This window comes from Citrobacter sp. C348, from assembly GCF_047467975.1.
Classification (GTDB): Bacteria; Pseudomonadota; Gammaproteobacteria; order Enterobacterales; family Enterobacteriaceae; genus Citrobacter; species Citrobacter gillenii.
In genome coordinates, this window is sequence record NZ_JASJUJ010000010.1 from 22,674 (window position 1) to 47,856 (window position 25,183).

The following is a 25,183-nucleotide window of genomic DNA, read 5'->3' on the forward strand; positions in this document are numbered from 1 at the left end:
AACGCCCCGCATAATGCGGGGCGTTGGCTATCGACGTTACGAACGCTTGCGCGGCATCATGCGTAGCAGCGTATTATCTTTCCAGAAATAGTGATGCATCAGGGCGGCTGCGGCATGCAGGCCAATAACAAAATAGCCCAGATTTGCCAGCGTCACATGCCAGGACTTCAGCATATCCACAACCTCAAAATTGGCTTCTGCCGCATGCGGCATAACGATACCAAAGGCAATCCACGGATTTCCCCGGTTATACATCATCACCAGACCAATCATCGGCAGAACGATGAACAACAGATAGATAACCAGGTGCCCCAGATGCGCCATGCCGGTCATCATCGGCTTCGGTTTTGGCACAATCGGCGGGGTTGGATATTTCAGCCTGACCAGCAGACGCGTCACCATCAGCACTAAAATCGAGATACCGCAGGAAACGTGCACCATGTTGAATCCAGGACGATAGCTGCGCGGGAAAAATCCGCGAAATTCCATGGCACTGTAGGCCACAATCACCAACAAAAAGACCAGCCAGTGGATGCCAATTTGCAGGCCTGAATACTTATTCCCCATAACGCTTCCTGAGTAAAAACAATAATGCGCCAACATAACCAGCTTTTGTTAAAAATTCATTAACTTTGTTCACTCATTCTCAGTCAGTTACGTTTAACCGTAAAAAACAACGAGTGCCGGTACCCCGCCAGTACAGCGGAATACCGGTTGCAGATGAAGCATTACGTCCCGGTCACCATCAGTGCGTCATCAACAAAATTCTTGGCGCGCGGAATATCCAACTCATCCACATGTTCAATAATCAGCGGAATATTCGGATGGTTTTTAGCGAGCAGTTCCACATACAGCAGATAGTTGAGTGACCCGAGGCCGGCAGCCGGCAGTTCCACTGAACCTGCCCCACGGAAGCTGTTATGCTCCGCTGCGCCATCGCCAAATTTCTCAATAACCACCTCTGTTTTTTTGCAGTCCTTGGCGTGGGCAATTTTAATTTTACCGTCAAGCACGTTGAAGATGCTGTGCAGTGTTTCATCGATAGCATCGATGTTTTTGTCGTCGAAATAGTTGGTGGGGTCCAGCGCCAGCCCAAGCCCTGGATGTTCAACATCGCGCATCAACCGCGCAACCTGGCTTACCGAACCGATGATGTTGTTGACGTAGTTTTCCACCAGGAAAACCGCCCCATGTTCCCATGCAAAGGTCGCCAGCTCCCGGGCGATGGTTTTAAATTCCTGATACGCCTCTTCGGTGCTGTTTTGGGGATCGTATAGCCAGTCGCTGTCGACGTTATAGGTGCCGGTTTCGCTGATCACATACGGCGTACCAAAATCCCGCGCGTGCGCGAGGATCTCTTTTACCGCCGCGATGTTCTCCGCGCGTTTTACCGGATCAGGGTGCAGCAGATTGGTATAAGCCGAAATGGCAACAATGGGCAGATTTGCCTGACGAAACGCGTCGCGCACTTGATGCGCTTTCTGTTTGGTGATCCTCCCACGGCTGAGATCAATATCCGTGAATTCAAGATCGAGCTGTACGCAGCCCATGCCCGCCTGCTTAATCTTCGCGATGGTCTCTTCCAGCGTGTAAGGGTAATAACCGGTAAAGATGCCGACGTTAATCATTTTGTCTTCTCCTGAAGGATTTCATTGAGATAAACCGTTCGTTCTTCCTGTATTGAGAGATAACAGGCTTCAATACAGGCCAGCGTGCCCAGGTTATCTTTCGCGCTGATGTCCGGTTCGACGCCGTTTTCCAGGGCGCACATCAGGTTCGCCATGGTGCCGATAAACGCATCCGGGAACCACTGGCGTTCCCATTGTGGCATCACCCAACGATCCGGGTAGTCGCGCGATGCAAGTTTCAACGTACTGCCGCAATACTCCGGCGGTCGGCGGTGCCAGCCGAAATCGCCTTCTGCCAGCCCATCGGTGCCTTCCACACGCCAGTTGATGTAGTTGTTTTTGGCACAGGGTTCCCCCGGCCAGGCCCAGACATCATCCAGGCTGGTCGCGATTAGGCCATTGGCATACTGGAAAGTGTATTGCGTAATACCATCGGTATGTTCAAAAGTCGTACGCGGGTCAGTGCGGCATACAGCGGTCACTTTTAACGGATGACCAAATAAAAAGCGGAAGGCATCGATATGATGGATCGCCATCGCATACAGCTCGAGCTTTTTGTATTGCTGCAGGAAGTGCTGCCAGTCGGGGATAGCGCGCATATCAATACTGGCAATCACCGGCGTGCCGATGAGTTGGTTATCGAGAATGTACTTCAGCGCCCGCATTGACGGGTCATAGCGCATATTGGAGTTCACTGCGATGGGAATACCGCTCTGTTGACTCAGGCGCACGATTTCACGCCCGGCCTCCAGCGACATCGCCAGCGGTTTCTGACAAAGAATGGCTTTCACGTTTTTCGCCGGGGAATCTTTAGCGCAGACAAAGCGCACGATCTCTAACTGAATATGCGGCGGTACAGCGATATCAATAATCTCAATCTGTGGATCGCACACCATCTCCTGCCAGGAGGCATACACTTTCGGGATGGCAAACATGTCGGACAGGCGCTGGCTGTGGGTGGTATCCAACGAAGTGATACCGTAGGTCGTAAAACCGGCTTTCTGATACGCCACCAGATGGCAGTGCTCAACGATAAAGCCGGCCCCGATAATACCGATTCTATAATCTTTTCTCTGTGGTAACGTCGGACGCGTCGCCTGTTCTAATATGCGTTCTAACGAATCCATGATGCCCCCGTTGATGATGAGATGCGTTGGCGGCGAGGATCAACCTCGCCGATGTTGTTTAGTGCAGCGCACGGCCTTTCACCACCGAACGCTCTCTCTGTGGTGCAGCACCCCGCTGTTTTTGCAACCAGAATTGTTCAATTTCTTCCAGCGATTTGCCTTTGGTTTCCGGCAGCATCCGTTTGGTGATAATGAGTTGGATCAAGCACATCACGGCGAAGAAATAGAACGTGTTGTTACCGCCAAAGGTGGCGAGCGTAAAAGGGAACAGCCAGACCACCAGGAAATTAAAGATCCACTGGGTAAAGGAGACCAGCGCCACCGCTTTGCTGCGGATCGCGTTAGGAAACATCTCCGAAACCAGCGTCCAGAAAACCGGGCCGATACAGGCAGAGAAACAGGCGATATACGAGAACAAAAAGAACAGCGTCACCCCCGCAGGCAAAGCATGATGGAACGAGAAACCGAGGAAAAACAGCGACACGCCCATAATCAACGAGCCATAGAGATAAAGCGGACGACGCCCTACTCGATCAATTAACACCACGCCAATCACGGTGGCGGTCAGGTTAATGATGCCCATAAAGATATTGAAATAGAGCGCGGAGCTTATTGAGAACCCGGCAGCCATCATAATTTTCGGCGCATAATCGAGGGCCGCATTACAGCCGATCAACTGCACCAGCACAGCCAGAATCAGGCCCAGCATAATGCTACTGCGTGCGTCGCTATCAAACAGCGCGCTGGACTGAGCAGCATGATGGGCCGCGAGGTTTGTCTCCACATCTGCGGTCATTTTTTGCGCTTCAGCAGCAGAATAAAAACGTTGCAATATGACCAGCGCTTTTTGCTTTTGGCCTTTCAGGGTAAGCCAGCGTGGGCTCTCGGGGATAAACAGCAGCCCCACAAAGAATACGACCGCCGGGACAACGCCTGAAATAAACATCAACCGCCAGTTATTTTCCAGATCCTTAAGAAAATAGTTCGTCAGATAGGAAAGTAAAATACCCAGCATGATGCACAGTTGATATATCGCAGTCATCCGCCCACGCATGGAGGCCGGAGCCATTTCCGCGACATACATCGGCGACAAAACCGAAATCGCCCCCACGCTAATCCCACCCAGCAAGCGGTTCAGGATAAATGTGGTTTCATTGGTGGCGATGCCGGTGCCTACACAGGAAAGACCAAAAATAATGGCAGAAATAATTAAAACACGTTTGCGGCCAAATTTATTGGTGACATACCCCGAGCTGAACGAACCAATAATACAGCCAACTAATAATGAGCTGACGCCCCAGCCAAGCTGGAGTTCACTCCAGTTAAAGTAAGTCTGAATAAAAGGAATAGCACCGGCAATAATCGCGATATCAAAGCCAAACATGATCCCGCCGAAAATAGCCGTACAGCAGCTAAAGTACAAATAAAATGGATATTTCATCGTCACAATCCTTACCAGCATACGGGCTTAATGAGGAGCGAACATTACCCATATCGCCTTGTCGTGTGTCTGCAATAATCCGCGAATGACCAGGCTGTTGCGAAACGCAACAGCCGCCACATTATTTGAGTTGTGGTACGTAATTTTCTTTAATCCGCTGACGACGTGTCACATAGGCGGGTAGCGGCTGCACGTTTGAACCCTCGGAAAACCAGGCGAAGGGATCGGTACTGGCCACCAACGCGAAATTTGCCCACGGGTTAAACGATCCCGAACGGATAATCACTTTGGCCTGGTGGGCAATCTCGTTGCACAGCCTTTCATGGCTGGCTTCGCTAAAGTCCGCGCCGGAACCGGTATAAATATCCTGTACCTGATGGTACAGATCCGGGTTACAGTCGCGCACTTCGCGCGCGAACTGAATATCTTCGACAAAAACCTCCTGGCGCAGGACGCGCAGAATATCCGTCACGTCCGGGATACCTGGCCAAAAACCAAGATCAATACGGTTCGCGTTCGCCGGGATCGGGAAACCGGCATCGGTCACCAGAATAATGTCGGTATGGCCCAGGGTAGACAGCGCTGCAGCCAGTTGAGGATGTAAGATACGTTCAGGTCTCATTGTTATCTCTCCGAATGGAATTTTTATAATTAGCAACCGAGAAAATCTTCAACATCTTTGCGTGTTTTGTAGGAGGGGACCGTTTCCCAGTCACAGCAGCACAGTGCGGCGGTGGCATTGGCGAAATGCGCGGCTTTCTCAACAGATTGACCTTCGCTTAATGCGACTGCCAGCCCGGCGTTGAAGCTGTCACCCGCGCCGTTACTGTCCACCACGTCGACCTTGCAGGACGGAATTTCCAGTGTGTCGGTACGGCTAAACACCGCGCTACCGGCATCCCCCAGCGTCATCACCACATAGTGGCAGCCGGTTTCCAACAGCAGATCGGCAATTTCACGGTTATTGCGCCCATCGTCCGGCGCCAGTCCTAGTGCGACGCGCGCTTCGGTTTCATTCGGCGTCAGGTAATCGATATGGCAAAGATTCACGCCGCGCAGGTCACAGGCGGGCGCCGGATTCAGAATGGTAATCTTTCCAAGCTGTTTGGCGAGCGTCAGGCCATAGAGTGCGGTTTCTAGCGGGATCTCCAGCTGCGCCAGCACAACATTGCTCTGCGCCATTTGCGCTTGCGCTTCGTCCACCCGCGCCGGAGTGAACAGCTTATTGGCCCCCATATCCACGACGATCACGTTACGGGCCTGATTATCTTTAATGATCAATCCAGCGCCGGTGGGCAGCTCGGGCGTTAAGGTCAGCGCCTCAATATTGACGCCTTCTTCACGCATTAACGCGACGAATTCATGGCCAAACGTATCGTCGCCGACCACGCCTGCATAGGCCACGTGGGCTCCGAGTCGGGCCGCCTGTACAGCCATATCCGACCCCTTCCCACCCCAGGTCTGGCGGAAGTCGGTGCCGATTAATGTCTCGCCCGCCAGCGGAATACGTTCAGCCGTCATGACCAGCGCTTTGGCATAGCTACCAAGGATAAAAATACTCATCAGTCATTCTCCTTTTCACCTGACAATGGCATAACAATGCGCCGTCGCGGCCAGGCTGCGACGGCCATACGTTAATAAGCGTTAATATCCCCTGTCAGACCTTTTACCAGTTCAGGTCCGGAACTGGTGCCGACCAGTTCAGCACCAGCTTCAAACATCGTTTTCATTTTTTCCAGGGTATTGACCTTACCGGATACTTTTACCCGACACGGTAACTGAATATGGGCTTTGAGAAGCTGGACATCTTCTACCGTCGCTTCACCCCCCCCCTTACCCCAACCGCTGGACTGCTTCACCCAGTCAATACCGGCTTCGAAAGCATAGCGTGTTGCTTTGATTTTCAATGCCTCTTCGGTAATAAATCCAAACTCCAGCATGGCTTTCACTTTCATACCGAGGTCATGGGCCACATGGGTCACGGTTTTCAACTCTTCAAAATAGAGATCGTCCTGGCCGCCCAACAAATAGCCTGGGTTCGGCGGGAAGTCGAACTCATTCGCACCCTGCTTCGCCAGTTCGCGCACCACCGCCACTTTCATTGCCGTCGTATCGTTAGCCATCGGGAAATTAACGGTCGTCGCCACGCGCACGCCGCTTCCTTTCAGCATCTCTTTTGCAAGGGCCACCCAGCAAGGTGCAATCATGGCGGCATCAAACTGATACTGCATGCAGGTTTCCAGATGTTGAATCACCCCTGCACGCGTCAAATCCGGGTTGACGTTGGTGTACTGAATCGCCTTTGCTACCTGACGCGGGTCGTTAAAATCAATCATGGACAGCTCCTGTGTGGTAAGTAAAATATTTGTAAGAACACAGTGAAGATGACGTTACTTTAGCCGGGACTGACCGTAAGCGTGATGGGCAGGATTCCCTGAAACATGGATGAAATTTTCATGTCAATGGAAATGTGAGTGAGTTCAAAAATTGTTCATGTGAAGGGCGTGCTGGCCGGGAAAAAATGCCACCATGGTGAGTACAGTGAACGCATCAAAAACACCATACCAAGGGCCAACCATGTCCACGCAAAAACAACGGACCCGCGTAATTGCCAACTGGTATCGTGGTTCCGATGAGTTTTCACCTTTGATTAACTATCGAATTTTACGCGCCGGCCATATAGATACGGCCGCAGATTTCCGCGTTCATCGCCAGTCGGTCGTCGGCCATGAGCTGATCTTTTGCCTGCGCGGTGCAGGTTTTATTCGTATTGAGGATCGGTTATATCCAGTAAGTCAGGGGCATCTGGCCTGGCTGCCAGTACGCTGGCCGCACGAGCATTTCCCCGATAAAGACGCCCCCTGGGAGATCCTCTGGCTGCGAATAGAGGGATCAAAATTGAATAATATCATGCAGATAATGGATGTCCCTCAGCGCCCCGTATTCCAGTTTTCGCATCCCGAAAAAGTTGTTGAGATTTATCACCATATTTTTGCGCGTATGAACAGCTATACCCTGGTAACCGACGCTTACTGCGATATGCTGTGCAGCCAGCTGATTTTTACCCTGCTGGAAAACCGGAGCCACGACGCCGCGCAGTCACAGGTGATCACCCATCGGGGGCTGGGCAAACTGCTGTACCAAATCCACAGCCATTACAACGATGAGTGGGATATCGAAAAGTTTATGCATTATTGTCAGGTGAGTAAGTCGCAGCTTTTTCGCTTGTTCCAGGCGACGTTTAATCAAAGCCCGCTCAAATGGCTGAAGAATTATCGTCTGTCCCAGGCGCGACGCTTGCTGGTGGAAACCCAGGAGAGTATCAGCCGAATTGCGGTTCAGGTGGGATACAACGATCCGCTGCATTTTTCACGGGATTTTCATCGTGCGGTAGGTCTGTCGCCCAGTGCGTTTCGCAAACAGGAACAGCTGGAGGGTGCCCACGTGTCCAAGAATGACATGAAATAACGTAATACAGCACCTTACCCCTTTTATTTCTCGCGAATTCAAGACGTTGTGAATCGCTCCCCGTTTTCAATGTATTAATTATGTTATAGCTACCCTTTGCCACTGAGGGAGCGAAGTAATGGAAGCACTGAGCCGTGAAACATTAGAGAATATGATGGCGCAAGCCGTTGCCCACGCGACCACCTACCCGATATGGCCGCAGGGCGAAGCCCCCGGAGCAAAAAATAGCGATGCGGTATTTACGCCTGAACCCCGGCACACCGGAACGTCAGACTACGACCGCGCGGTAACCGGCATTCGCGCCCCTGAAATTACCGTCTACGCTCCCGCCAAACCGAACGGCGTGGGGATCCTGGTCACCCCTGGCGGTTCTTATCGTCGCGTTGTGATGGATAAAGAAGGTAGCGCGCTGGCACCGTTCTTTACCGCGCGTGGCTATACCCTGTTTGTGATGACCTATCGCATGCCGGGAGACGGTCACGAGGAAGCATCAAACGCACCGCTGGCCGATGCCCAGCGCGCCATCCGCTACATTCGCGCCAACGCGCAGCAGTGGAAAATCGATCCGCTCCGTCTCGGCGTACTGGGGTTTTCCTCCGGGGGGCACGTCGCCGCCAGCCTGGGAACCCGCTTTGCAGAGTCGGTGTATGCGCCGATGGATAGCATTGATGAACTGCCCACTCGCCCTGCTTTCATGGCGCTGGTTTATCCGGTGATTAGCCTGCGGGAAGGTGTCGCCCATCCGGGATCTCGTCTTGAACTGGTTGGCGCTGCACCCGCAGAGCATGACATTCACCACTATTCTCTGGAAGAAAGAGCGGATGACACCACGCCGCCCGCCTTCCTGCTGCATGCGATTGACGATCCGGCAGTTAAAGTTGAGAACAGCCTGGTCATGTTTACAGCGCTGCGCAAGCTTGGCGTACCGGTTGAAATGCATCTGTTTGAACGGGGTAAGCACGGGTTTGGTATTCGCGATGCGCAAGGACTGCCGCTGGCCATCTGGCCGGAGATGATGATGAACTGGATAGCCAGCAAGGTGTAATGATTATGCCGGGTAGATCGCTAAACCAACCCGGCAAAAATATCAGGATTGCAGATAAACCACCTGCGTTTGCAGGTACTCGTTCAGACCGTGCTTGCCGTCTGCCCCGCCGATACCGGACTTGCGCCAGCCCGCGTGGAAGCCCTGCATCGCCTCGAAGTTTTCACGATTGATATAGGTTTCGCCAAACTTCAGCCCTTTAATCGCCTTCATCGCCGTATTCAGGTTTTGCGTGTAAATCGATGAGGTCAGACCGTAGTCGCTGTCGTTAGCCATCGCAATCGCCTCATCCAGCGCGTCAAACGACACCACTGGCAGTACCGGACCAAATGTCTCTTCGTGCATAATCGCCATCTCCTGGCGCACATCCAGCAATAACGTTGGCGGGTAGTAATAGCCCTTACCCTCAACCACTTTGCCCCCCAGCACCACGCGGGCACCTTCCTGCACCGCACGCGCGACTTTCTGCTCCACGCGCTCCCGCGCGGCGGCGTTAATCAGCGGCCCCATCGCGATATCGTTACGTTCCGCCGGATTACCAAATTGCACGGTTTTCATCGCCTCACCCAGACGATTAACAAACTGATCGTAAATCCCTTTCTGGACGTACACACGTTCGGCGCAGTTACATACCTGCCCGGTATTAATCACGCGGGAGTCGACAATCGCCTTCACCGCCAGCTCGAGATCCGCATCATCCATCACGATAGCCGGAGCTTTACCGCCCAGCTCCAGACACACTTTGGTGATATTTTTCGCCGCGGCCGCCATAATTTTCTCACCGGCCACTACGCTGCCGGTCATGCTGACCATCGCCACTTTCGGGTTCCCGGCCAGCTCCTGACCCACCGTTTCGCCCCGTCCGAGCACCAGGTTAAACACCCCGCGCGGCAGACCGATGTCATCAACAATTTTGGCAAAAGCGATGGCGTTGTTCGGCGTAAACTCACTCGGCTTAATGACAATGGTATTCCCGGTCAGCAAAGCGGGTGCCAGCTTACGGGCGATCAGGAAAAACGGGAAGTTCCACGGCAGAATCCCCGTGGTCACACCCAGCGCGCGTTTAAACAGCAGGATGTTCTCGCCCGGGCGATCGCTTTGCAGGATCTCACCTTCGTAACGCCGCGCCCACTCCGCCATGTAATCGATATAGTCGGCGGTAAACGCGACTTCGACCTCCGCCAGTTGCTGGATTTTGCCGCCTTCTGCCACGATCAGTGCGCTGATTTCACCGGCGCGCTCACGGATCCCTGCGGAAATCTTGCGTAGCCAGCTGGCGCGTTCAATGGCGGGCAGCGCCTCCCACTCAGGCTGGGCGCGATGCGCTGCGTCAATCGCTTTGCGCGCATCCTCAGCACGGCCATCAGGAATACGGGAAATGACCTCTTCCGTCGCCGGATTGACGACATCAATCCAGGCGTCATCGTGCCAGGTCACAAACTGCCCATCGATATACATAGGATGTTGTACGGGTACTGACATGCGCTGCTCCTGTGATTGATTTGTTTTTAACAAGTAAAACTATTGTTAATTAATATCAATCATGCATAACACATTGCCACTGCGATGGTGGTTCTGTGAGCCGCTTCATAAAAGCGTCAGGCAACGTCGTGATAACGAGAAAAAACCGGTGGGATGAATGCCCGTTTGCATAAAAAAAGCGACAAACGGGCAGCAGAGATTACAGAGAACGACTGTTCAGGAAGTCAATCAGCGCGGTATCACGTTGAAGAGATGCCCATGCTTGTTCGACGGTCGGCGGAATATCCACATGCGTAATAAAATCGCGACCGCGGGGTCCATAGCCGGTTTCATCATCGCGCAGACGCGGAAGCTCACCGGTAATCAGAGACAGGTAGCGATCCACCGACCACAGACCTTCAGCGGCTGGCGCGAAATCCACGCCGTCGCCCTGCGCGGTTAATTCAGGGACAAAACCGGGGAAGCTGAGCCAGCGCGGCGCCTGCGGATCGTCACGCGTTACGCGCTCAAATGTCGCCATGGTGCGGCGCTGCATGGTGGGGTCCTGCACCACAATTACGGTTCCCATGGACTGGGTTGCCTGACGCAGTAACGCACAGCTAAAGCGGGCATTCTCCCCACAGTTGGTGGATTGGTCCTCCACCCAAATCGTCTCACCGGGAATGTGCCAGAACTGGTGCGCGATATCGGCAAGGATTGCCGATTCCGCACGCCCGGTAGTGCGAATGGTGTTATAGCGTGGGTGCTGCGCGATAGCGGCATACAGGAAGGGCGTGGAATGACCGATACCGCCGCTAATCAGCAACGGAACCTGTTGTTCTTTCGCTATCCGACAGGCCGCGTCGATGGTCGGGATCACCGCGTTCCCGGCCAGAATCACGCAATCGACCTGAACCGTGATATTTTCAGCAAAATCACTCTGCGCCAGCCATTGCCCCACGGTGTTAATCGCCGCAAGGGTGGCGGCGGAAAGCGGCGGAAACTGTCTCATATTCATGACTCCTGGTGTTTATTCTTTACCGGATACAGATGCCGGATGGCGATGTCGCCTGATCCGGCCTACAGCCCCACCACGCGCTAACCCGTGATCTGATCCATTGCCTGCAGGATACGTTTATCCGAAATCGGATACGGCGTACCAAGTTGCTGGGCAAAGTAGCTGACGCGCAGTTCTTCTATCATCCAGCGAATTTCTTTGACATCGTCATCTTCGCGACGCGCGGGCGGCAGTTTATTGAACCACTGCTGCCAGGCCTGCTGCACGCTGTCCACTTTCAGCATCTGCGCGCGATCGCGGTGCGGATCGATAGCCAGTTTCTCCAGGCGTTTCTCGATAGCCTGCAAATAACGCAGGGTATCACCCAGACGCTTAAAGCCGTTGCCGGTGACGAACCCGCGATAAACCAGCCCGCTCATTTGCGCTTTGATATCCGAAAGCCCCAGCGCCATGGTCATATCCACGCGGCCTTTCAGCCGTTTGTTGATATTGAACACCGCCGTCAGGATCTGTTCGACCTGCTTAGCAATCTCCACCACGGTATCGTTCAGTTCGGCGCGCACTTTTTCGTGCAGCGCCGCAAAACCTTCTTCCGTCCATACCGGCCCGCCGTTGGCGTCGATCAGCCGATCCACACCGCAGGAGATACAGTCGTCAATCAAATCCAGCACTTTGCCATACGGGTTAAAGTACAGACCCAGCTTTGCTTTGTTCGGCAACTTCTCGTGCAGATACTTGATAGGTGACGGAATATTTAGCAGCAGCAGACGGCGTAACCCGCTCCACATAGCCTGCTGTTGTTCCAGCGGATTATCAAACAACTTGATAGCCACGCTGTCGCGTTCATCCACCAGCGCGGGCCACGCTTTGACTTTATAGTTACCGCGTTTTTGCTCGTAGCTTTCCGGCAACTGACCGAAGCTCCAGATGTGCAGCCCACTCTGTTCGATGCCGTCATCCGCCACCGCTGACAGCGTCTCCTGAACTTTGCCTTTCAGCGCGTCTTTCAACGCCTGCAGCGAACGACCTTCCTGCAGCTTCTTGTTTTTATCATCCACCACCCGGAAGGTGATTTTCAGGTGATCGGGCACCTGATCCCAGTGCCAGTCGTCACGGTCAACGGTAACGCCCGTCATCCGACGCAGTTCGCGCTCCAGCGAGTCCAGCAACGGCAGTTCCAGCGGCGTTACACGACCTAAAAACGCTTCCGCGTAGTTTGGCGCGGGCACAAAGTTGCGTCGCACCGGCTTCGGCAGTGATTTAATCAAGGCGATCACCAGTTCGCGACGCAGTCCCGGAATTTGCCATTCAAACCCAGATTCTTCGACCTGGTTTAACAGCGGCAGCGGAATATGTACGGTGACACCGTCGGCGTCAGCGCCGGGTTCAAACTGATAGCTCAGGCGTAACTTGAGATTGCCCTGATGCCAGAAGTTCGGGTAATCCAGCTTGCTGATTTTTTCCGCACCTTCTTTGATGAGCATGCTCTTTTCAAAGTTGAGCAGATCCGGCGTTTCACGGCTGACCTTCTTCCACCAGCTATCAAAATGGCGGGCAGAAACCACATCATGGCTGATGCGCTGGTCGTAAAATTCAAACAGCGTTTCATCATCGACCAGGATATCGCGGCGGCGTGATTTGTGTTCTAACTCTTCCACTTCCGCCCGCAGCTTCAGGTTGTCGCGGAAAAACGCATGGCGGGTCTGCCAGTCGCCTTCCACCAGCGCGTGACGGATAAACAGTTCGCGCGACAGCGCAGGGTCTATCAGGCTGTAGTTGACCTTACGCGCAGCGACAATCGGCAGCCCGTAGACGGTGACTTTTTCTGTCGCCATCACCGCGCCCTGCGCGCGCTCCCAGTGCGGTTCACTGTACGCGCGTTTGATCAAATGCTGGGCAACCGGCTCCACCCACTCAGGGTCGATGCGCGCGGCAATACGTCCCCACAGCCGGCTGGTTTCCACCAGTTCTGCCACCATTGTCCACTTTGGCGGCTTTTTGAACAATCCAGAGCCGGGGAAGATCGAGAAACGGGCGTTACGCGCGCCGGTAAACTCCTGCTTATCGGCATCTTTCATCCCGATGTGCGACAGTAAACCGGTCAGCAGCGCGACGTGGATCTCCCGATACTCAGCGGGTTCGCTGTTAACCGGGATCCCTAACTCTTTCACCACCTGACGTAGCTGGGTGTATACATCCTGCCATTCACGCACGCGCAGGTAGTTGAGGAAATCGAGCTTGCACTGACGGCGGAACTGATTCGACGACAGCGCTTTTTGCTGCTCGCCAAGGTAGTTCCATAGATTCACAAAGGCGAGGAAGTCGGACTCTTTGTCGTGGAATCGACGGTGTTTTTCGTCGGACGCCTGCTGTTTGTCCATCGGACGTTCACGCGGATCCTGAATGGACAGCGCCGAGGTAATGATCATCGCCTCACGCACGCAGCCATGTTTCTGCGCTTCCAGCACCATCCGAGCCAGACGCGGGTCCACCGGCAACTGGCTAAGCTGGCGGCCCAACGGCGTGAGTTTATATGCGGTTTGCTGTTCATCAGTGGTGATTGCGCCCAGCTCTTCCAGCAGGCGCACACCGTCCTGAATATTGCGTTTATCCGGCGCTTCCACGAACGGGAACGCGGCGATATCACCCAGCCCCAGCGCGGTCATTTGCAAAATGACGGAGGCCAGGTTGGTACGCAAAATTTCCGGATCGGTAAATTCCGGGCGCGAAAGGAAGTCGTCTTCGGAATACAGACGAATACAGATCCCTTCCGATACGCGTCCGCAGCGGCCTTTACGCTGGTTGGCGGAGGCCTGCGATACCGGTTCAATGGGCAAGCGCTGAACTTTGGTGCGGAAGCTATAGCGGCTGATACGCGCGGTACCCGGGTCAATGACGTATTTGATCCCCGGCACGGTCAGTGAGGTTTCCGCCACGTTGGTCGCCAGCACAATACGGCGTCCGCTGTGCGACTGGAACACGCGGTTCTGCTCGCTGTTGGAGAGTCGCGCATACAACGGCAACACTTCGGTGTGGCGTAAATCCAGCTTATTCAGCGCATCGGCGGTGTCGCGGATCTCACGCTCGCCGCTCATGAAGATCAGAATATCGCCCTGGCTTTCACGTCCAAGTTCATCCACCGCGTCAAAAATCGCCTGCAGCTGATCGCGCTCGGTGTCGTCCGCATCTTCAACAATCGGACGATAGCGCACTTCCACCGGGTACGTTCGACCGGAGACTTCGATAATCGGTGCGTTATTGAAATGCTTTGAAAAACGCTCAGGGTCGATGGTCGCCGAGGTGATAATGACTTTCAGATCCGGGCGACGCGGCAGCAGCTCTTTCAGATAGCCGAGCAGAAAATCGATGTTCAGGCTGCGCTCGTGGGCTTCATCGATGATGATGGTGTCGTACTGCATCAGCATGCGATCCTGCTGGATCTCCGCCAGCAGGATACCGTCCGTCATCAGCTTAACCATGGTGTTATCACTAACATGGTCGCTGAAACGCACTTTATACCCGATGCAGCCGCCCGGCTCAGTTTGCAGCTCTTCGGCGATACGGTTAGCTACGGTACGCGCCGCCAGTCGACGCGGCTGGGTATGGCCGATAAGCCCCTTCACCCCACGCCCCAGCTCCATACAGATTTTCGGTAACTGGGTGGTTTTACCGGAGCCGGTTTCCCCGGCAACAATCACCACCTGATGGTCGCGAACCGCGTCCAGGATGTCTTGTTTTTTCTGGCTAACAGGCAAGTTTTCCGGGTAGGTAATGTCCGGTCGCGCCGCTTCACGCAGCACAACTTTACCGGCAGCCTGTTCAATCTCTTTTGCCATCTCCTGGTAAATGGCCTGTTGTGCATCAGGATTTTTAACCTTCTTCACGCCGTGCAGGCGGCGGGAGAAACGCTGTTTGTCACGCAGCATCAGTGATTCCAGCTGCTGCTGTAGCATATTGAAGGTTATTTTTTGTTGTTCTGTCATAGCGTTAGAGGGCAGTGCTCTGCCGGGTTAAATCTCTTTAAGATGATAGGTATAGAGTACCACATTGGCGCTTTTCATGTGTTGTTCAATAATTTCGAACATAGGATTCGATATATTGCGCTATCACTGCGGCAGGATTGTGAATAAAGTGTCAACAAGCAACGGGGCACATCCCCTTCAAACACATAAAAGGAAACACCCATGAGCAAGGTATTAGTTCTTAAATCCAGTATTCTGGCAGGGTACTCTCAGTCTGGTCAGTTGTCTGATTATTTTGTTGAACAGTGGCGTGAAAAGCACTCTGCTGACGACATCACCATCCGTGACCTGGCGGCAAATCCTGTGCCGGTACTGGACGGCGAACTGGTAGGTGCAATGCGCCCGAGCGATACGCCGCTGACGCCGCGTCAACAGGAAGCACTGGCGCTGTCTGATGAGCTGATTGCTGAGCTGAAAGCCCATGACGTGATTGTGATCGCCGCGCCGATGTATAACTTCAACATCCCGACGCAGTTGAAAAACTATTTCGACCTGATTGCGCGTGCTGGCGTAACCTTCCGTTATACCGAGAAAGGGCCGGAAGGTCTGGTGACCGGTAAACGTGCGATTATTGTCACCAGCCGTGGCGGTATCCATAAAGATACGCCAACTGACCTGGTCACCCCATACCTGTCGACCTTCCTGGGCTTTATCGGCATCACCGATGTGAACTTCGTGTTTGCAGAAGGTATCGCTTACGGGCCGGAAGTGGCGACCAAAGCACAGTCTGACGCAAAAGCCGCTATCGACAGCGTCGTCGCAGCCTGATAATTCACCCTCTCACCACCCGGTGGGAGGGTTTTTAACCCGTGCCAACGTTACTTATTTGCCCGCATCCGCATCTGCTTACCGTGAATACGATTGATATCACGCCAGATTATCGAATACTCCCGACATTTCGCCAGATTCTCTTCCCAGCAATGGCGCAAAAATTGTTCAGGCTCCGCAACATCCCGGCTTAACAGTTTGAACAGCCAACGATTCCAGACATACCACTTGAGAAGCCACATGATTTCACTCCAGGAGACACAGGAGAGGAAATATATCAGCATCAACACCGTGCGGTGTGGCAACTATTGCGCTGCTACACCAGCATCATCAGCCAGGCCGCCCACAGCGCAGCAACCCAATAAAGCGTACGGCGAAACTGCGCCAATGCCCCCGCCTGGCGCTCGGTCAGGCTCAGCGTCTTCAGCTTGTCGCGCTGCCAGATGGCAAAGAGTGCCTCTCCGGCCTGCACGTTGTTTTGCACATTGAGCAGCGAAAAGTAGCGGGCATCAAGCCACAGGCGCCAGCAGCCAAACCAGACAATGGCGCACAACAGTGCGATAACCGCACGTAGCCCCCCCGACTGTGCGACAACGATCGCCCACACCATGGGTGGGACGCTAAAAAGCAGGATGAAACGCCAGCTTTCCAGCGTGTGTCGTAGCAAATCGCGGTGCAGCGCTTCATTATTCGTTACACCGTCACTTTCTGTTGCCATTGCTGCAGTCTCTCCAGATGTTTATCCGTCAGCACCACCTGCGCCCGACGTTCGCGAATATACGCCACCGCCTGCTCAACGGTTGCCACATGGCCGCATTGCAACAACCACGCCGCAACCACCATCGCACTGCGCGACAGCCCCAGCGCGCAGTGTACCAGTACGGTCCCCTGCTCTTTATGTAGCGTTTCCAGCCGGTCTACCGCCTGTTGTAACTCGGCGTCGCTCGGGATCACCAGATCCAGCATCGGGACGCAAGCGTAGGCGCGCATGGAAGTAGCATGCCCGCGCGCAAATTCAAAGGTCAGGTCAAGTACCGCGTTTTGTTCAGGTATGCGGCGTGGAAAACTACCGAGATAGACGCCAGCGGTAATGTTGCTCAGCGGTGGCAGACGGCGGGTAAATCCGCGCATCGACAGCCACATCCCTACTCGCCAGGGCAGCGTCAGCCCGTACACGGCAGGCGGCAGTCGCCCTTGTTCATCTTTGCCCGTGGTCGCCGCGCCGAATCCGCCGTAGCCATAGCTCACCATCAGCAACGATACAGCAGGCCACAGCAGCCAGGGCGTTAGCCATACGCTGGCAATAGTGCATAACGCGGCACCCGACAAATAACGACGCATCAGCCTTAAGCGCGCCGCATCCGGTTTGCGCCAGCACCAGCAACGTTTTTCCGGCACCATCCAGTCAATCAGCATGCCTGCCGCCAGCCCGGTAATGATATCGATAAAATGATGCTGCCAGGTGGTGAGTACCGACACGGCGATCAGCAAGAACCAACCGTCACATAACCTGCGCCAGCCCCCACTGAGGTGATGACTGAAATGCCGCCACAGCAGCCAGCAGAGGATAATATGCAGCGACGGGGACTGGTTATACGGCAAGTCGAATTGTTCAAGCTGGGCAAACAGCCAGCCTGCCGCGCCGCTGACCTCCGGGCGCGTAAAGCTAAACTGGAGCGGGAACAGCAAAAAACCGACGCAGGCAATCACCGACGCCAGGAACAGACGCAGCACCAGCCGTCGCTGTTCAACGCGCGTGGCACAGACAAACAGCGACAATCCGTAAAACAGATCCAGGCTCCAGTACGGCAGAATGGTCCACGGAAGAAAGGGAATGGCAGACTCCCAGCCAAACACGATGCTGCCCACATTGCCATACTGCGCGTCCTGCCAGGCCGTAAACTGATTGACCTTGCCGTAGGTCAGGAAGAAAAAAGGCGCCAGCAGCATTAGCCAGCCTACCGCCTGCACCATCACCTTACGGCGTTCAGGCCCCACGTCGCACCGCCATTGAGACAGTGAAAATCCCCCACTCATCAATCAGCTGGGTGCATTTATCAAACCCGGCTTCCCGCACCAGCGCATCCATTTCCCCTTGCGTACGCACGCGCATCACCCAGGCTTTGCCGTCTTTGTGGCTGGTCAACGACCAGGCGATGGTTTTTAACTGCGGATGCCAGGGCTGTCCGGTGTAGATCAGCACGCCCCCAGGCGCAATCGCGTCGGCCAGCCCGGCGAGCGAATTACGTACCAGCGTGTTTTCGGGGAAGAGTTCATATAACCCAGAAACAATACCTAATGTGGGACGCGGTTCCAGCGACGCCAGCTGTTCTCGATTAAAGGCATCGCCCTGCTCGAAACGGGCAATTTCAGCCATGCCGCGGCTGGCGATCATCTCACTGCCTTTCTTAACATTCAGTTCGCTGTAATCGCGCAGCAAAATCGAGTTGACCGCCGCTTCGCCCTCCAGCGCATCAAGCACGTAGCGCCCGTGTCCGGCAGCGATATCCACCACATGTACTGCGGTTCCCTGCTCTGCCAATTGCGCCACCGCCTGGCGGATCAGCATCTGCAAATGAACCTTGCGCTGGCGGATCCCCTTCCAACCCACGCTGTTCAGGTAGTTTTTGTCAATCAGCCGACCCAGCGCGCTGCTGCCCTGAGGCTGGTTGCGATAGACGTAATCCAGCGTACTGCCCGAATCAAAACCGGTCTCAAACCCCAGACGCACGCCCGTTGATTGCGTCCCGAGTAATTTCATGCCATAGCGCAGGCCACGGTAAGCAATATCATCAAGTGAATACGGCGCAGGTCCGCCGCTAAGCAGCCGCCAGCTATCTGCTCCGGGGCTCCAGCGGTCTTCATTACGGTAATCAAAGCGCTGCGGCGGCATCGCGTACAGCGTGTCGATAAAATCACGCATTTTGTCGAACGCCAGATGCCGGTCTTTTTCACCCAGTGTGTCGTGATAAAAGCCCGGCAACACGTGCAGTTCCTTGAGTTGGCTTCTCAGGCGTTGGTAAAAATCAATTTGCGGCTGGCGATGGACCACAAAATCATCCCCGGAAACCAACAGCTGCACAGGCAGAGTAATGGCGCTGGCATCGCAGACAATACGCTCCGCCGTGTTATAGAGATCGAGCAGGATGTTCACCGCAATCGCCCGGGTGATCTGTTTATCCTGGTTAAAACTCGCCACGCGCTCAGGATCGTGCGTCAGGTATTTGCCCTTGACGTAGGAGTTGACGAAAAACAGGCCGCGCAGGCGATGCATTAACGCCAGCCCCGGACGGGCAAACGGTACGTATAGTTTGACTTTGAACGCCGGGGACGCCAGCACCAGCCCACGAATGGAAGGCGCATAATCATGAGCCCAGGTCGCTGCCAGCACCGCACCCACGCTTTGCGCCACCACCACCACATCTTCCATTGCGGCCTGGCTGTCAGCAGCAGCAAAACGCACGAACTCGTCGACATCCTGCACCGAACGCGCCAGCGACGGGCTATACCCGCGCTGTCCTGGCGACTGCCCGTGACCGCGCGCATCCCAGGCATAGAACGCGGTGTCCGGCATCGCCAGCTCATCGACAATGTGTTGCAAACGCCCGGAATGTTCGTGTCCGCGATGAAACAGGACAATCACTTTGGGCACAGGACCTGCTGCTAATGCCGGCCAGTGGCGGAAAAACAGCGCGGTGTTGTCGCTGGTCAAAAATGGACGTTCATCGGGCACTCGAATGTTAGTCATGAGGGTGCGGTCCTGTGGTTTGTTGCTGTAGCAGCATCAGTTGCTGTCTGAGATCGTCCATAAAAACACGTTTATCGCTCTGTACGACCAACGGTCTGCCAATGTTGACGTCAATAAACAGCGGCAGAGGAATACGATTCCCCTTCGCCATTATGTGCTCCGTTCCGCGCAGCCAGACGGGAATAATCGGCACTTCCGGCATACGCTGGCTGAGGTGCCAGATGCCAGATTTAAGTGGTGCCAGTATTCCCGGTTCGCCGCGGGTACCTTCCGGGAAAAGGATCAAGATTTTGCCGTCGCGTAAGGCCTGTTCACACTGTGCCAGCGGGTCAGCTTCGCCGCCCTTACGCGTAATCGGAATAATGTTGAGAATATTCAGCGCAAACCAGGCCATCCCCTTATTACGCAGAAAATAGTCGGCCGCCGCCACCGGATGGATGCGCCCCTGACGGCGCAGCGCAAACAGCGACAGCAGCGCAAAAACATCCATATGACTGTTGTGATTTGCGACCACAATCGCCGGCCCCTGCTGCGGCAAGCGATCCCGGTGCCTGATGCGCAGCCCAAGCCACAGCCAAATTACCGGCCAGACGATGCACAGCGTAAACAGCGTTCGTAGAAATGTGTTGATCATACGTTAGTAGTAAAAATAGCGAATGAAGTGGAAAAACACCGGAGCAGTGAAGATCAGCGAGTCCAGCCGGTCGAGAATACCGCCGTGGCCTGGCAGCAGCGTACCGCTGTCTTTGACGCCAATATCACGTTTAATGGCCGACATCACCACATCGCCACAGAAGCCGCTGATGCCGATAATAAGCCCTGCCAGCATCGCCATCGGTATGCTTAACGGTGTCATCAGCGGACCCAGCACCGCCGCCGCAAGCGTGGTGGTTGCCACGCCACCAACCAGTCCCGCCAGGGTCTTATTGGGGCTTATCTTAGGGATCACCTTGATACGGCCCATTGATTTTCCCCACAGGTACTGGGCAATGTCGTTGAATTCCGTTAAGCCGACGAGGAACAGCACCAGCAGTGCCCCGGTCTGCTTGCCGTCATCAGGCAGCACCAGCAAAAACGCCACGTGACTGAACGCAAACACGGTGGTCATCAGGCTCCAGTGATGCTGGGAGGCGTAGCGTAAAAATCCCTGCGTATCGCCAGCAATCACCATCCGCACCGGCAAGAATAAGAACGCATACACCGGAATAAACACTACGAACATGCCGTACCAGTTGAGACCAATCAGCCAGTAGTTAATGGGGATCGCAATAAACATCCACAACAGTGGCATACGGTCGGTCTGGCGCGATGGGGCCAGCGTTAAAAACTCTTTTAACGCCATAAAGCTCACCAGCGCGAAGAAGGTCAACGCCAGCCAGGGCGGGCTTAAGATAGCCAGCGAAAACAGTACAATGATCATCCACCAGGTGCGAATACGCAGCGTCAACTCACGCCAGTCTTTACCCGGCCGACGCCACACCAGCAGACCGTTTGCCAGTGTCGCTATCACCAGCAGGGCAAAAATCACCGCCAGCGATTTTTCCAGCAGCATCATTTCGCCCCCTCGTCACGTAATGCGCTCTTACAGCGGTTAACGATAGTCCACAGCAGCAATAGCGTGGCAATGCCCCAAATAACGTTATTCCACTGCGCCACCTGTGGCCACAGCGCCAGCACCAGCCCCCATGTACCGAACACCAGCGCCCTGTCGCTTTTGCCGAACGGTCCGGCATAGTTGCGCACGCCATTGATGGTTTGCGCCAGCACACCGCAGAATTCCGTCATCAGCGCACAAAACAGCATAACCAGTACCAGTGGCGCATTGCTGCCGGAAAGCAGCATAAACGGCAGATACAACGCGAGATCGGAGAGAATATCCCCGGTTTCATTGAGAATAGCGCCCAAGCGGGATTGTTGGTTGCATTCACGCGCCAGCATGCCGTCCAGCGCATTGAGCGCCATGCGTATAAATAAAATGAGGGGTAAAAGAATGAACAGTTTTGGTTCGGGGAAGATAAACAGCACAGCACCCGTGATAAAAGAAAGCGCCATCGCGGCCAGTGTGACGTGATTGGCGGTGACGCTTTTTTTATCTAACCAGAACATGAGCGGGCGTAAAAGCGCCTGGAAGGCAGGCTTTATCTGATAAAGCGTCATCATCACTCCTTGATAATTTGTTGATGCAATTATAGTGGATTAATTAACCATTACCTGCCTGATACTTGCCATTATTCCAAAATGAGATTTAAAAAACATTTGTTGATTACTTTTTCAACCACTTCCCGTTAATGCCCTGGACGTACTCCCCCGGTTTAGCGCGCGCCACCAGTTTTTGTCCGGCCATTTTTGCCACTTCATCAACAGGAATATTGTTACTCTCAGCCAGTTGCTGGTAGCTGGCGCTACGCGCCTTGTTTATCTCACTCACCAGCGTCTGGGTTTCAGCATCGGTTTGCAATGCCACAAGGTAGCCATTGAGCGTTTCACCCACCCGCCCCTGGGTTCTGGCTTCATTCAGGGTCAGCGCAAACGCATTGGCGCTCAGTAAACTCAGGAGCAACAGGGTCACTTTAAGCGTTTTTTTCATCGTCACCTCAGAATAAATCACTGCGTGATTTCAACAGGCTCTCGACGTCTTTATCGACTTTGATATGGATCTCATGCTCGATTTTGACGTTCATATTGATGGTGATGGGCTCTTTCGGCGCCGCGACTTCAATACGCGGGGTGCACCCGATCAGCAAAGATGACGCCAGCAGTCCCAGCATGGCTGCAATAGTTTTCATTGTTGTTCCTCACATTCCTTGCCTTCCCGGCAATGGGTTTCTGGCAGCGCTGCATGTTGTTCAAGCCATGCCTGTAAATTGTCGCCAAAACGCAAACTGCGCCATAACGTAAAGACGTTTTCTTCATGGGTGTAATTCAAATTGACCGTCCCGACTTTGCCATCTACCCGACTATTGCCGGTGACGGCTGCCTGCATGGTTAATACGCCAAGGTTATCAAGATTTATTTTCGTCCAGGAACGGGTGATTTCCATATAACGCAGCCAGTTAATCGCCGCCCCGGCCGCCATATTGTCTTTGACCACCGCATCCGCCGTGTCTTTGTCGATGCGCAACGTCATCGGTCCCGGGTTGGTCAGCCAGCCGTCTTTGATGATCCACTTTTCATTGGTTAACCAGAGCGGCAATGCGCCGCTGACCGGGCCGGACATGGCAAACTGTTTGGGATTAACCGCGCTAATCAGCTCGCTGGACGAGATATTCTGCACCCGCACTAATGCCGGATCGTGCTGCGGCATACGCAGTTGCTGCATCACTACCTTGCCGCCCAGCAAATCGGCGCTAACATCGCTCAACAGTAAGGGATTATCTTCGCTCCAAGGATAGCCACCTTGCAGATCGGCGGTGATATTTTTCACCGTGACCTGGTTCACCACCTCTGCAATACGCAATGAAATCGGCCCGCGTGTGCCCAGTTGCCATGCTCCTTCGCTAAAACGAAACGGCAGCACAAAATCGACGCCATTAATCTGGTTGTCGGGCATCCAGGCGCTACCGCCTTTTAATACGCCATGACCGCCTGCCTCAAAGCCTTGTTCTGCGGCGGCGGAGAAGGCAACCTGAGCATACAGTTCGCCTTCGCGCAGGTTCATCTTCCAGTCCGGTGGCACCAGCGGCTGAAATACGGTGAGTGACTGTTTTGGCCACCAGGCCTGACCACGCAAGCGGATCCCGTCCCAGCGACCGTTCAACTGGACCGGGCCAATGGCGCCAGCATGCAGTTGGCCTTTGAACTGGAATATCGTCGGGTCGCTCCCTTCTACGCTGAACTTCAGGGTTGAAGGCGGCAGAGTACTGCCTCCGGAGAAGGTGGTTTTCCCGGCGTCCAGCGACAGCGCCCCGCTAAACGTGGGCTGGGTTGGGTCTCGCCCCCACACGATCGGCTCATCCATCACCAGACGCGGATTTTCCACCAGCATGGTGCCGTATTGTAGATGGTCAAACCCGGTAGAAAGGTCAAACAGTTTGATGGTGTTGTCGTGCCACTCGCCTTTGCCTGCCACGTCCCAGCGGGCGTGCATCGGGGTAAAACTGCCCTCGCCCCAGTACCGCCACTGCCAGCGACCGGCGTCAGGCAAGAAATCATTAGCCAGACCATCGAGATGCAGCTCAAAACCACCCATCTGGTTTTCATGGGCGCGTAAAATAGCCTGTAACCGCCCGTCCACCCCGCGTTGGGTCACCTTGACGCCGGCCAGCGGCCAGCGAATTTCGTCGATATCCAGCGAGTCGATAATTCGCCCACGGGAACGCAACAGCGCGCCAGGCTCAAAAGCCAGCTGCGGATCGCTCAGACTGCCGCTGAGACTCGCGGGTAGCATCGCATAAAAGATCAGATCGCCCTGCTTCGCCTCGCCGGTCAGTTGCAACGGCATGTTGCTGTTGTCCATACCAAGCGTGCCGGGACCAAAGGTTAACACCGCGTTACCCTTGCCTGCATCACCCTGCGTCAGAATGTTCAAACGCCCGCTAGCTACCGCGTTTTCCACACCGGCCTGCCAGTTTTCGACGTTTAAGCCTAAACGACCACTTAACGGGAAGCCCTGATAGGGCCAGTTCCAGCGCCCGTCGCTCACCGTCAGCCGCTGGCGGGTGATTTCCCACGGCAAATCCAGCAGCGGATCGGCATTATCACGCGCCATCACAATCAGCTGTCCGCTGTTCTCTCGCCATTCCAGCTCTGCATCCACCAGCGTTGGCTCCTGCGGCAGGCTAAGGGTGGCAACCGCGTGACCGCCCACCGGCAGTCCGTCGGGCACCAGCGGCATCGTAAACTCCCCGACCAGCTTCACCGGTGGTTGCTCTTCAAAAGCCGCCACAGACAGTTCGTTGACCGTCAGATTTTGTCCGTGCAGACGTCCCTGAAATTTAACCTTTTCGCCCTGATAACTGACTTGCTGGATGGCAGGCGTCAGCGAAAGTGACAGTTTGCCCTGCCACTCCTGCCACGGAGAAAGAATGAGTTTATCGATGTTAATCCAGGTGTTGGGCAGCATGGATTGCCATTCTGCCAGCGTTTTCGGCGCGGCGGGCGATGGCTCCGTCTGCGGCAGTTTAGCCAGGCAAGCGGAATCCAGTTCAATACTGCCGACGTTCAGCAACCAGCGGCTGGGGTGGGATAAATCCGCCTCGGTGATACGCGCGAGTGGACAATCATCCACCAAATAGCGGAGTTCGGGAATATGCAGCCCATGTCGGGTAAGCCGTGGACTCTCGTCCAGCGCAATGCGCGTACCGACGGGCAACCAGATGCCCGCCAGCGTAGGAACCCACAAGCCCAACGTCATCAATAACGTCAGCGGCACAAGGGTCAATAATAAGAGTAGCGCCAATACGGCTTTATATTTACCCTTCATGGGTAGTTAATATCCTGATTTAGCGAAAATTTAAG

At 54.5% G+C, this 25,183-nt stretch carries 23 protein-coding genes; 3 read left to right on the forward strand and 20 right to left on the reverse strand.

Going from position 1 to position 25,183, the window contains the following annotated elements:
- Window positions 1-36: 36 nt before the first annotated feature.
- The 7 genes from cybB to deoC form a co-directional block, all read right to left on the reverse strand.
- The gene (cybB, locus tag QNN86_RS17800; RefSeq protein ID WP_181617016.1) at window positions 37-567 is read right to left on the reverse strand and encodes a cytochrome b561; all 531 of its coding nucleotides are present in this window, start codon (window positions 565-567) and stop codon (window positions 37-39) included.
- A 161-nt stretch (window positions 568-728) separates the two neighbouring features.
- Entirely contained in the window at window positions 729-1,628 is a 900-nt protein-coding gene (locus QNN86_RS17805) for a sugar phosphate isomerase/epimerase family protein (RefSeq protein WP_182269766.1), read from the reverse strand.
- Entirely contained in the window at window positions 1,625-2,755 is a 1,131-nt protein-coding gene (locus QNN86_RS17810; protein ID WP_414212006.1) for a Gfo/Idh/MocA family protein, read from the reverse strand. Before QNN86_RS17810 ends, QNN86_RS17805 begins: the two co-directional genes overlap by 4 nt.
- 58 nt (window positions 2,756-2,813) lie before the next feature.
- Window positions 2,814-4,196 (reverse strand): sugar porter family MFS transporter, encoded by a 1,383-nt coding sequence (locus tag QNN86_RS17815; RefSeq protein WP_279278047.1) that lies wholly within the window; start codon window positions 4,194-4,196, stop codon window positions 2,814-2,816.
- A 121-nt stretch (window positions 4,197-4,317) separates the two neighbouring features.
- Window positions 4,318-4,818 (reverse strand): D-ribose pyranase, encoded by a 501-nt coding sequence (gene rbsD / locus QNN86_RS17820; RefSeq protein ID WP_181617020.1) that lies wholly within the window; start codon window positions 4,816-4,818, stop codon window positions 4,318-4,320.
- 29 nt (window positions 4,819-4,847) lie between these two features.
- Window positions 4,848-5,759: a ribokinase gene (locus tag QNN86_RS17825; RefSeq protein WP_181617021.1), complete on the reverse strand. Its 912-nt coding sequence runs from the start codon at window positions 5,757-5,759 to the stop codon at window positions 4,848-4,850.
- A 71-nt stretch (window positions 5,760-5,830) separates the two neighbouring features.
- A complete protein-coding gene (gene deoC / locus QNN86_RS17830) occupies window positions 5,831-6,532 on the reverse strand; it encodes a deoxyribose-phosphate aldolase (RefSeq protein ID WP_414212009.1) in 702 nt (233 codons plus the stop codon).
- A gap of 241 nt (window positions 6,533-6,773) precedes the next feature.
- On the opposite strand from deoC, the gene QNN86_RS17835 reads away from it, so the two are divergent.
- Together QNN86_RS17835 and QNN86_RS17840 are read left to right on the forward strand one after the other, a co-directional pair.
- Window positions 6,774-7,664, forward strand: a complete 891-nt coding sequence (locus QNN86_RS17835) for an AraC family transcriptional regulator (RefSeq protein ID WP_414212011.1) — start codon at window positions 6,774-6,776, stop codon at window positions 7,662-7,664.
- Between the two features lie 118 nt (window positions 7,665-7,782).
- Window positions 7,783-8,709: an alpha/beta hydrolase gene (locus QNN86_RS17840; RefSeq protein ID WP_414212013.1), complete on the forward strand. Its 927-nt coding sequence runs from the start codon at window positions 7,783-7,785 to the stop codon at window positions 8,707-8,709.
- 42 nt (window positions 8,710-8,751) lie between these two features.
- Here the strand turns inward: QNN86_RS17840 and aldA are convergent, their stop codons facing one another.
- The 3 genes from aldA to hrpA all read right to left on the reverse strand — a co-directional run bounded on the left by aldA (window position 8,752) and on the right by hrpA (window position 15,171).
- Window positions 8,752-10,191 carry an aldehyde dehydrogenase gene (aldA, locus tag QNN86_RS17845; RefSeq protein ID WP_414212015.1) on the reverse strand — a complete coding sequence of 480 codons (1,440 nt, stop codon included), beginning with the start codon at window positions 10,189-10,191 and terminating at the stop codon, window positions 8,752-8,754.
- Between the two features lie 199 nt (window positions 10,192-10,390).
- Window positions 10,391-11,182: a YdcF family protein gene (locus tag QNN86_RS17850; RefSeq protein ID WP_414212017.1), complete on the reverse strand. Its 792-nt coding sequence runs from the start codon at window positions 11,180-11,182 to the stop codon at window positions 10,391-10,393.
- Window positions 11,183-11,268: 86 nt separating this feature from the next.
- Window positions 11,269-15,171: an ATP-dependent RNA helicase HrpA gene (gene hrpA, locus QNN86_RS17855; protein WP_181617026.1), complete on the reverse strand. Its 3,903-nt coding sequence runs from the start codon at window positions 15,169-15,171 to the stop codon at window positions 11,269-11,271.
- A gap of 201 nt (window positions 15,172-15,372) precedes the next feature.
- On the opposite strand from hrpA, the gene azoR reads away from it, so the two are divergent.
- Entirely contained in the window at window positions 15,373-15,978 is a 606-nt protein-coding gene (azoR, locus tag QNN86_RS17860) for an FMN-dependent NADH-azoreductase (protein ID WP_181617027.1), read from the forward strand.
- Between the two features lie 50 nt (window positions 15,979-16,028).
- On the opposite strand, the gene QNN86_RS17865 is transcribed toward azoR, so the two are convergent.
- From QNN86_RS17865 to QNN86_RS17910, 10 genes are all read right to left on the reverse strand, one after another.
- Window positions 16,029-16,220, reverse strand: a complete 192-nt coding sequence (locus tag QNN86_RS17865) for a hypothetical protein (RefSeq protein WP_181617028.1) — start codon at window positions 16,218-16,220, stop codon at window positions 16,029-16,031.
- Between the two features lie 74 nt (window positions 16,221-16,294).
- Window positions 16,295-16,696, reverse strand: a complete 402-nt coding sequence (locus QNN86_RS17870) for a hypothetical protein (protein ID WP_279278042.1) — start codon at window positions 16,694-16,696, stop codon at window positions 16,295-16,297.
- Window positions 16,672-18,015 (reverse strand): phosphatase PAP2/dual specificity phosphatase family protein, encoded by a 1,344-nt coding sequence (locus QNN86_RS17875; RefSeq protein ID WP_414212020.1) that lies wholly within the window; start codon window positions 18,013-18,015, stop codon window positions 16,672-16,674. The genes QNN86_RS17870 and QNN86_RS17875 overlap by 25 nt, the downstream gene beginning before the upstream one ends.
- Entirely contained in the window at window positions 17,966-19,726 is a 1,761-nt protein-coding gene (locus tag QNN86_RS17880; protein ID WP_414212022.1) for a bifunctional alpha/beta hydrolase/class I SAM-dependent methyltransferase, read from the reverse strand. The genes QNN86_RS17875 and QNN86_RS17880 overlap by 50 nt, the downstream gene beginning before the upstream one ends.
- Complete coding sequence (locus tag QNN86_RS17885) at window positions 19,719-20,357, reverse strand: lysophospholipid acyltransferase family protein (RefSeq protein ID WP_414212139.1); 639 nt, start codon at window positions 20,355-20,357, stop codon at window positions 19,719-19,721. Before QNN86_RS17885 ends, QNN86_RS17880 begins: the two co-directional genes overlap by 8 nt.
- Window positions 20,358-20,363: 6 nt before the next feature.
- Window positions 20,364-21,281: a phosphatidate cytidylyltransferase gene (locus tag QNN86_RS17890; protein WP_182269757.1), complete on the reverse strand. Its 918-nt coding sequence runs from the start codon at window positions 21,279-21,281 to the stop codon at window positions 20,364-20,366.
- Complete coding sequence (locus QNN86_RS17895; RefSeq protein ID WP_182270843.1) at window positions 21,278-21,883, reverse strand: CDP-alcohol phosphatidyltransferase family protein; 606 nt, start codon at window positions 21,881-21,883, stop codon at window positions 21,278-21,280. The genes QNN86_RS17890 and QNN86_RS17895 overlap by 4 nt, the downstream gene beginning before the upstream one ends.
- 106 nt (window positions 21,884-21,989) lie before the next feature.
- Window positions 21,990-22,313 carry a YdbL family protein gene (locus QNN86_RS17900; RefSeq protein WP_096756930.1) on the reverse strand — a complete coding sequence of 108 codons (324 nt, stop codon included), beginning with the start codon at window positions 22,311-22,313 and terminating at the stop codon, window positions 21,990-21,992.
- A gap of 7 nt (window positions 22,314-22,320) precedes the next feature.
- Entirely contained in the window at window positions 22,321-22,512 is a 192-nt protein-coding gene (locus tag QNN86_RS17905) for a YnbE family lipoprotein (RefSeq protein WP_016156612.1), read from the reverse strand.
- Window positions 22,509-25,148 (reverse strand): YdbH family protein, encoded by a 2,640-nt coding sequence (locus tag QNN86_RS17910; RefSeq protein ID WP_414212025.1) that lies wholly within the window; start codon window positions 25,146-25,148, stop codon window positions 22,509-22,511. Before QNN86_RS17910 ends, QNN86_RS17905 begins: the two co-directional genes overlap by 4 nt.
- Between the last annotated feature and the right edge of the window lie 35 nt (window positions 25,149-25,183).

Coding starts and splice junctions, on each gene's coding strand:
- cybB (WP_181617016.1), bottom strand. CDS start 567: ATGGGGAATAAGTATTCAGGCCTGCAAATTGGCATCCACTGGCTGGTC.
- QNN86_RS17805 (WP_182269766.1), bottom strand. CDS start 1,628: ATGATTAACGTCGGCATCTTTACCGGTTATTACCCTTACACGCTGGAA.
- QNN86_RS17810 (WP_414212006.1), bottom strand. CDS start 2,755: ATGGATTCGTTAGAACGCATATTAGAACAGGCGACGCGTCCGACGTTA.
- QNN86_RS17815 (WP_279278047.1), bottom strand. CDS start 4,196: ATGAAATATCCATTTTATTTGTACTTTAGCTGCTGTACGGCTATTTTC.
- rbsD (WP_181617020.1), bottom strand. CDS start 4,818: ATGAGACCTGAACGTATCTTACATCCTCAACTGGCTGCAGCGCTGTCT.
- QNN86_RS17825 (WP_181617021.1), bottom strand. CDS start 5,759: ATGAGTATTTTTATCCTTGGTAGCTATGCCAAAGCGCTGGTCATGACG.
- deoC (WP_414212009.1), bottom strand. CDS start 6,532: ATGATTGATTTTAACGACCCGCGTCAGGTAGCAAAGGCGATTCAGTAC.
- QNN86_RS17835 (WP_414212011.1), top strand. CDS start 6,774: ATGTCCACGCAAAAACAACGGACCCGCGTAATTGCCAACTGGTATCGT.
- QNN86_RS17840 (WP_414212013.1), top strand. CDS start 7,783: ATGGAAGCACTGAGCCGTGAAACATTAGAGAATATGATGGCGCAAGCC.
- aldA (WP_414212015.1), bottom strand. CDS start 10,191: ATGTCAGTACCCGTACAACATCCTATGTATATCGATGGGCAGTTTGTG.
- QNN86_RS17850 (WP_414212017.1), bottom strand. CDS start 11,182: ATGAGACAGTTTCCGCCGCTTTCCGCCGCCACCCTTGCGGCGATTAAC.
- hrpA (WP_181617026.1), bottom strand. CDS start 15,171: ATGACAGAACAACAAAAAATAACCTTCAATATGCTACAGCAGCAGCTG.
- azoR (WP_181617027.1), top strand. CDS start 15,373: ATGAGCAAGGTATTAGTTCTTAAATCCAGTATTCTGGCAGGGTACTCT.
- QNN86_RS17865 (WP_181617028.1), bottom strand. CDS start 16,220: ATGTGGCTTCTCAAGTGGTATGTCTGGAATCGTTGGCTGTTCAAACTG.
- QNN86_RS17870 (WP_279278042.1), bottom strand. CDS start 16,696: ATGGCAACAGAAAGTGACGGTGTAACGAATAATGAAGCGCTGCACCGC.
- QNN86_RS17875 (WP_414212020.1), bottom strand. CDS start 18,015: ATGAGTGGGGGATTTTCACTGTCTCAATGGCGGTGCGACGTGGGGCCT.
- QNN86_RS17880 (WP_414212022.1), bottom strand. CDS start 19,726: ATGACTAACATTCGAGTGCCCGATGAACGTCCATTTTTGACCAGCGAC.
- QNN86_RS17890 (WP_182269757.1), bottom strand. CDS start 21,281: ATGATGCTGCTGGAAAAATCGCTGGCGGTGATTTTTGCCCTGCTGGTG.
- QNN86_RS17895 (WP_182270843.1), bottom strand. CDS start 21,883: ATGACGCTTTATCAGATAAAGCCTGCCTTCCAGGCGCTTTTACGCCCG.
- QNN86_RS17900 (WP_096756930.1), bottom strand. CDS start 22,313: ATGAAAAAAACGCTTAAAGTGACCCTGTTGCTCCTGAGTTTACTGAGC.
- QNN86_RS17905 (WP_016156612.1), bottom strand. CDS start 22,512: ATGAAAACTATTGCAGCCATGCTGGGACTGCTGGCGTCATCTTTGCTG.
- QNN86_RS17910 (WP_414212025.1), bottom strand. CDS start 25,148: ATGAAGGGTAAATATAAAGCCGTATTGGCGCTACTCTTATTATTGACC.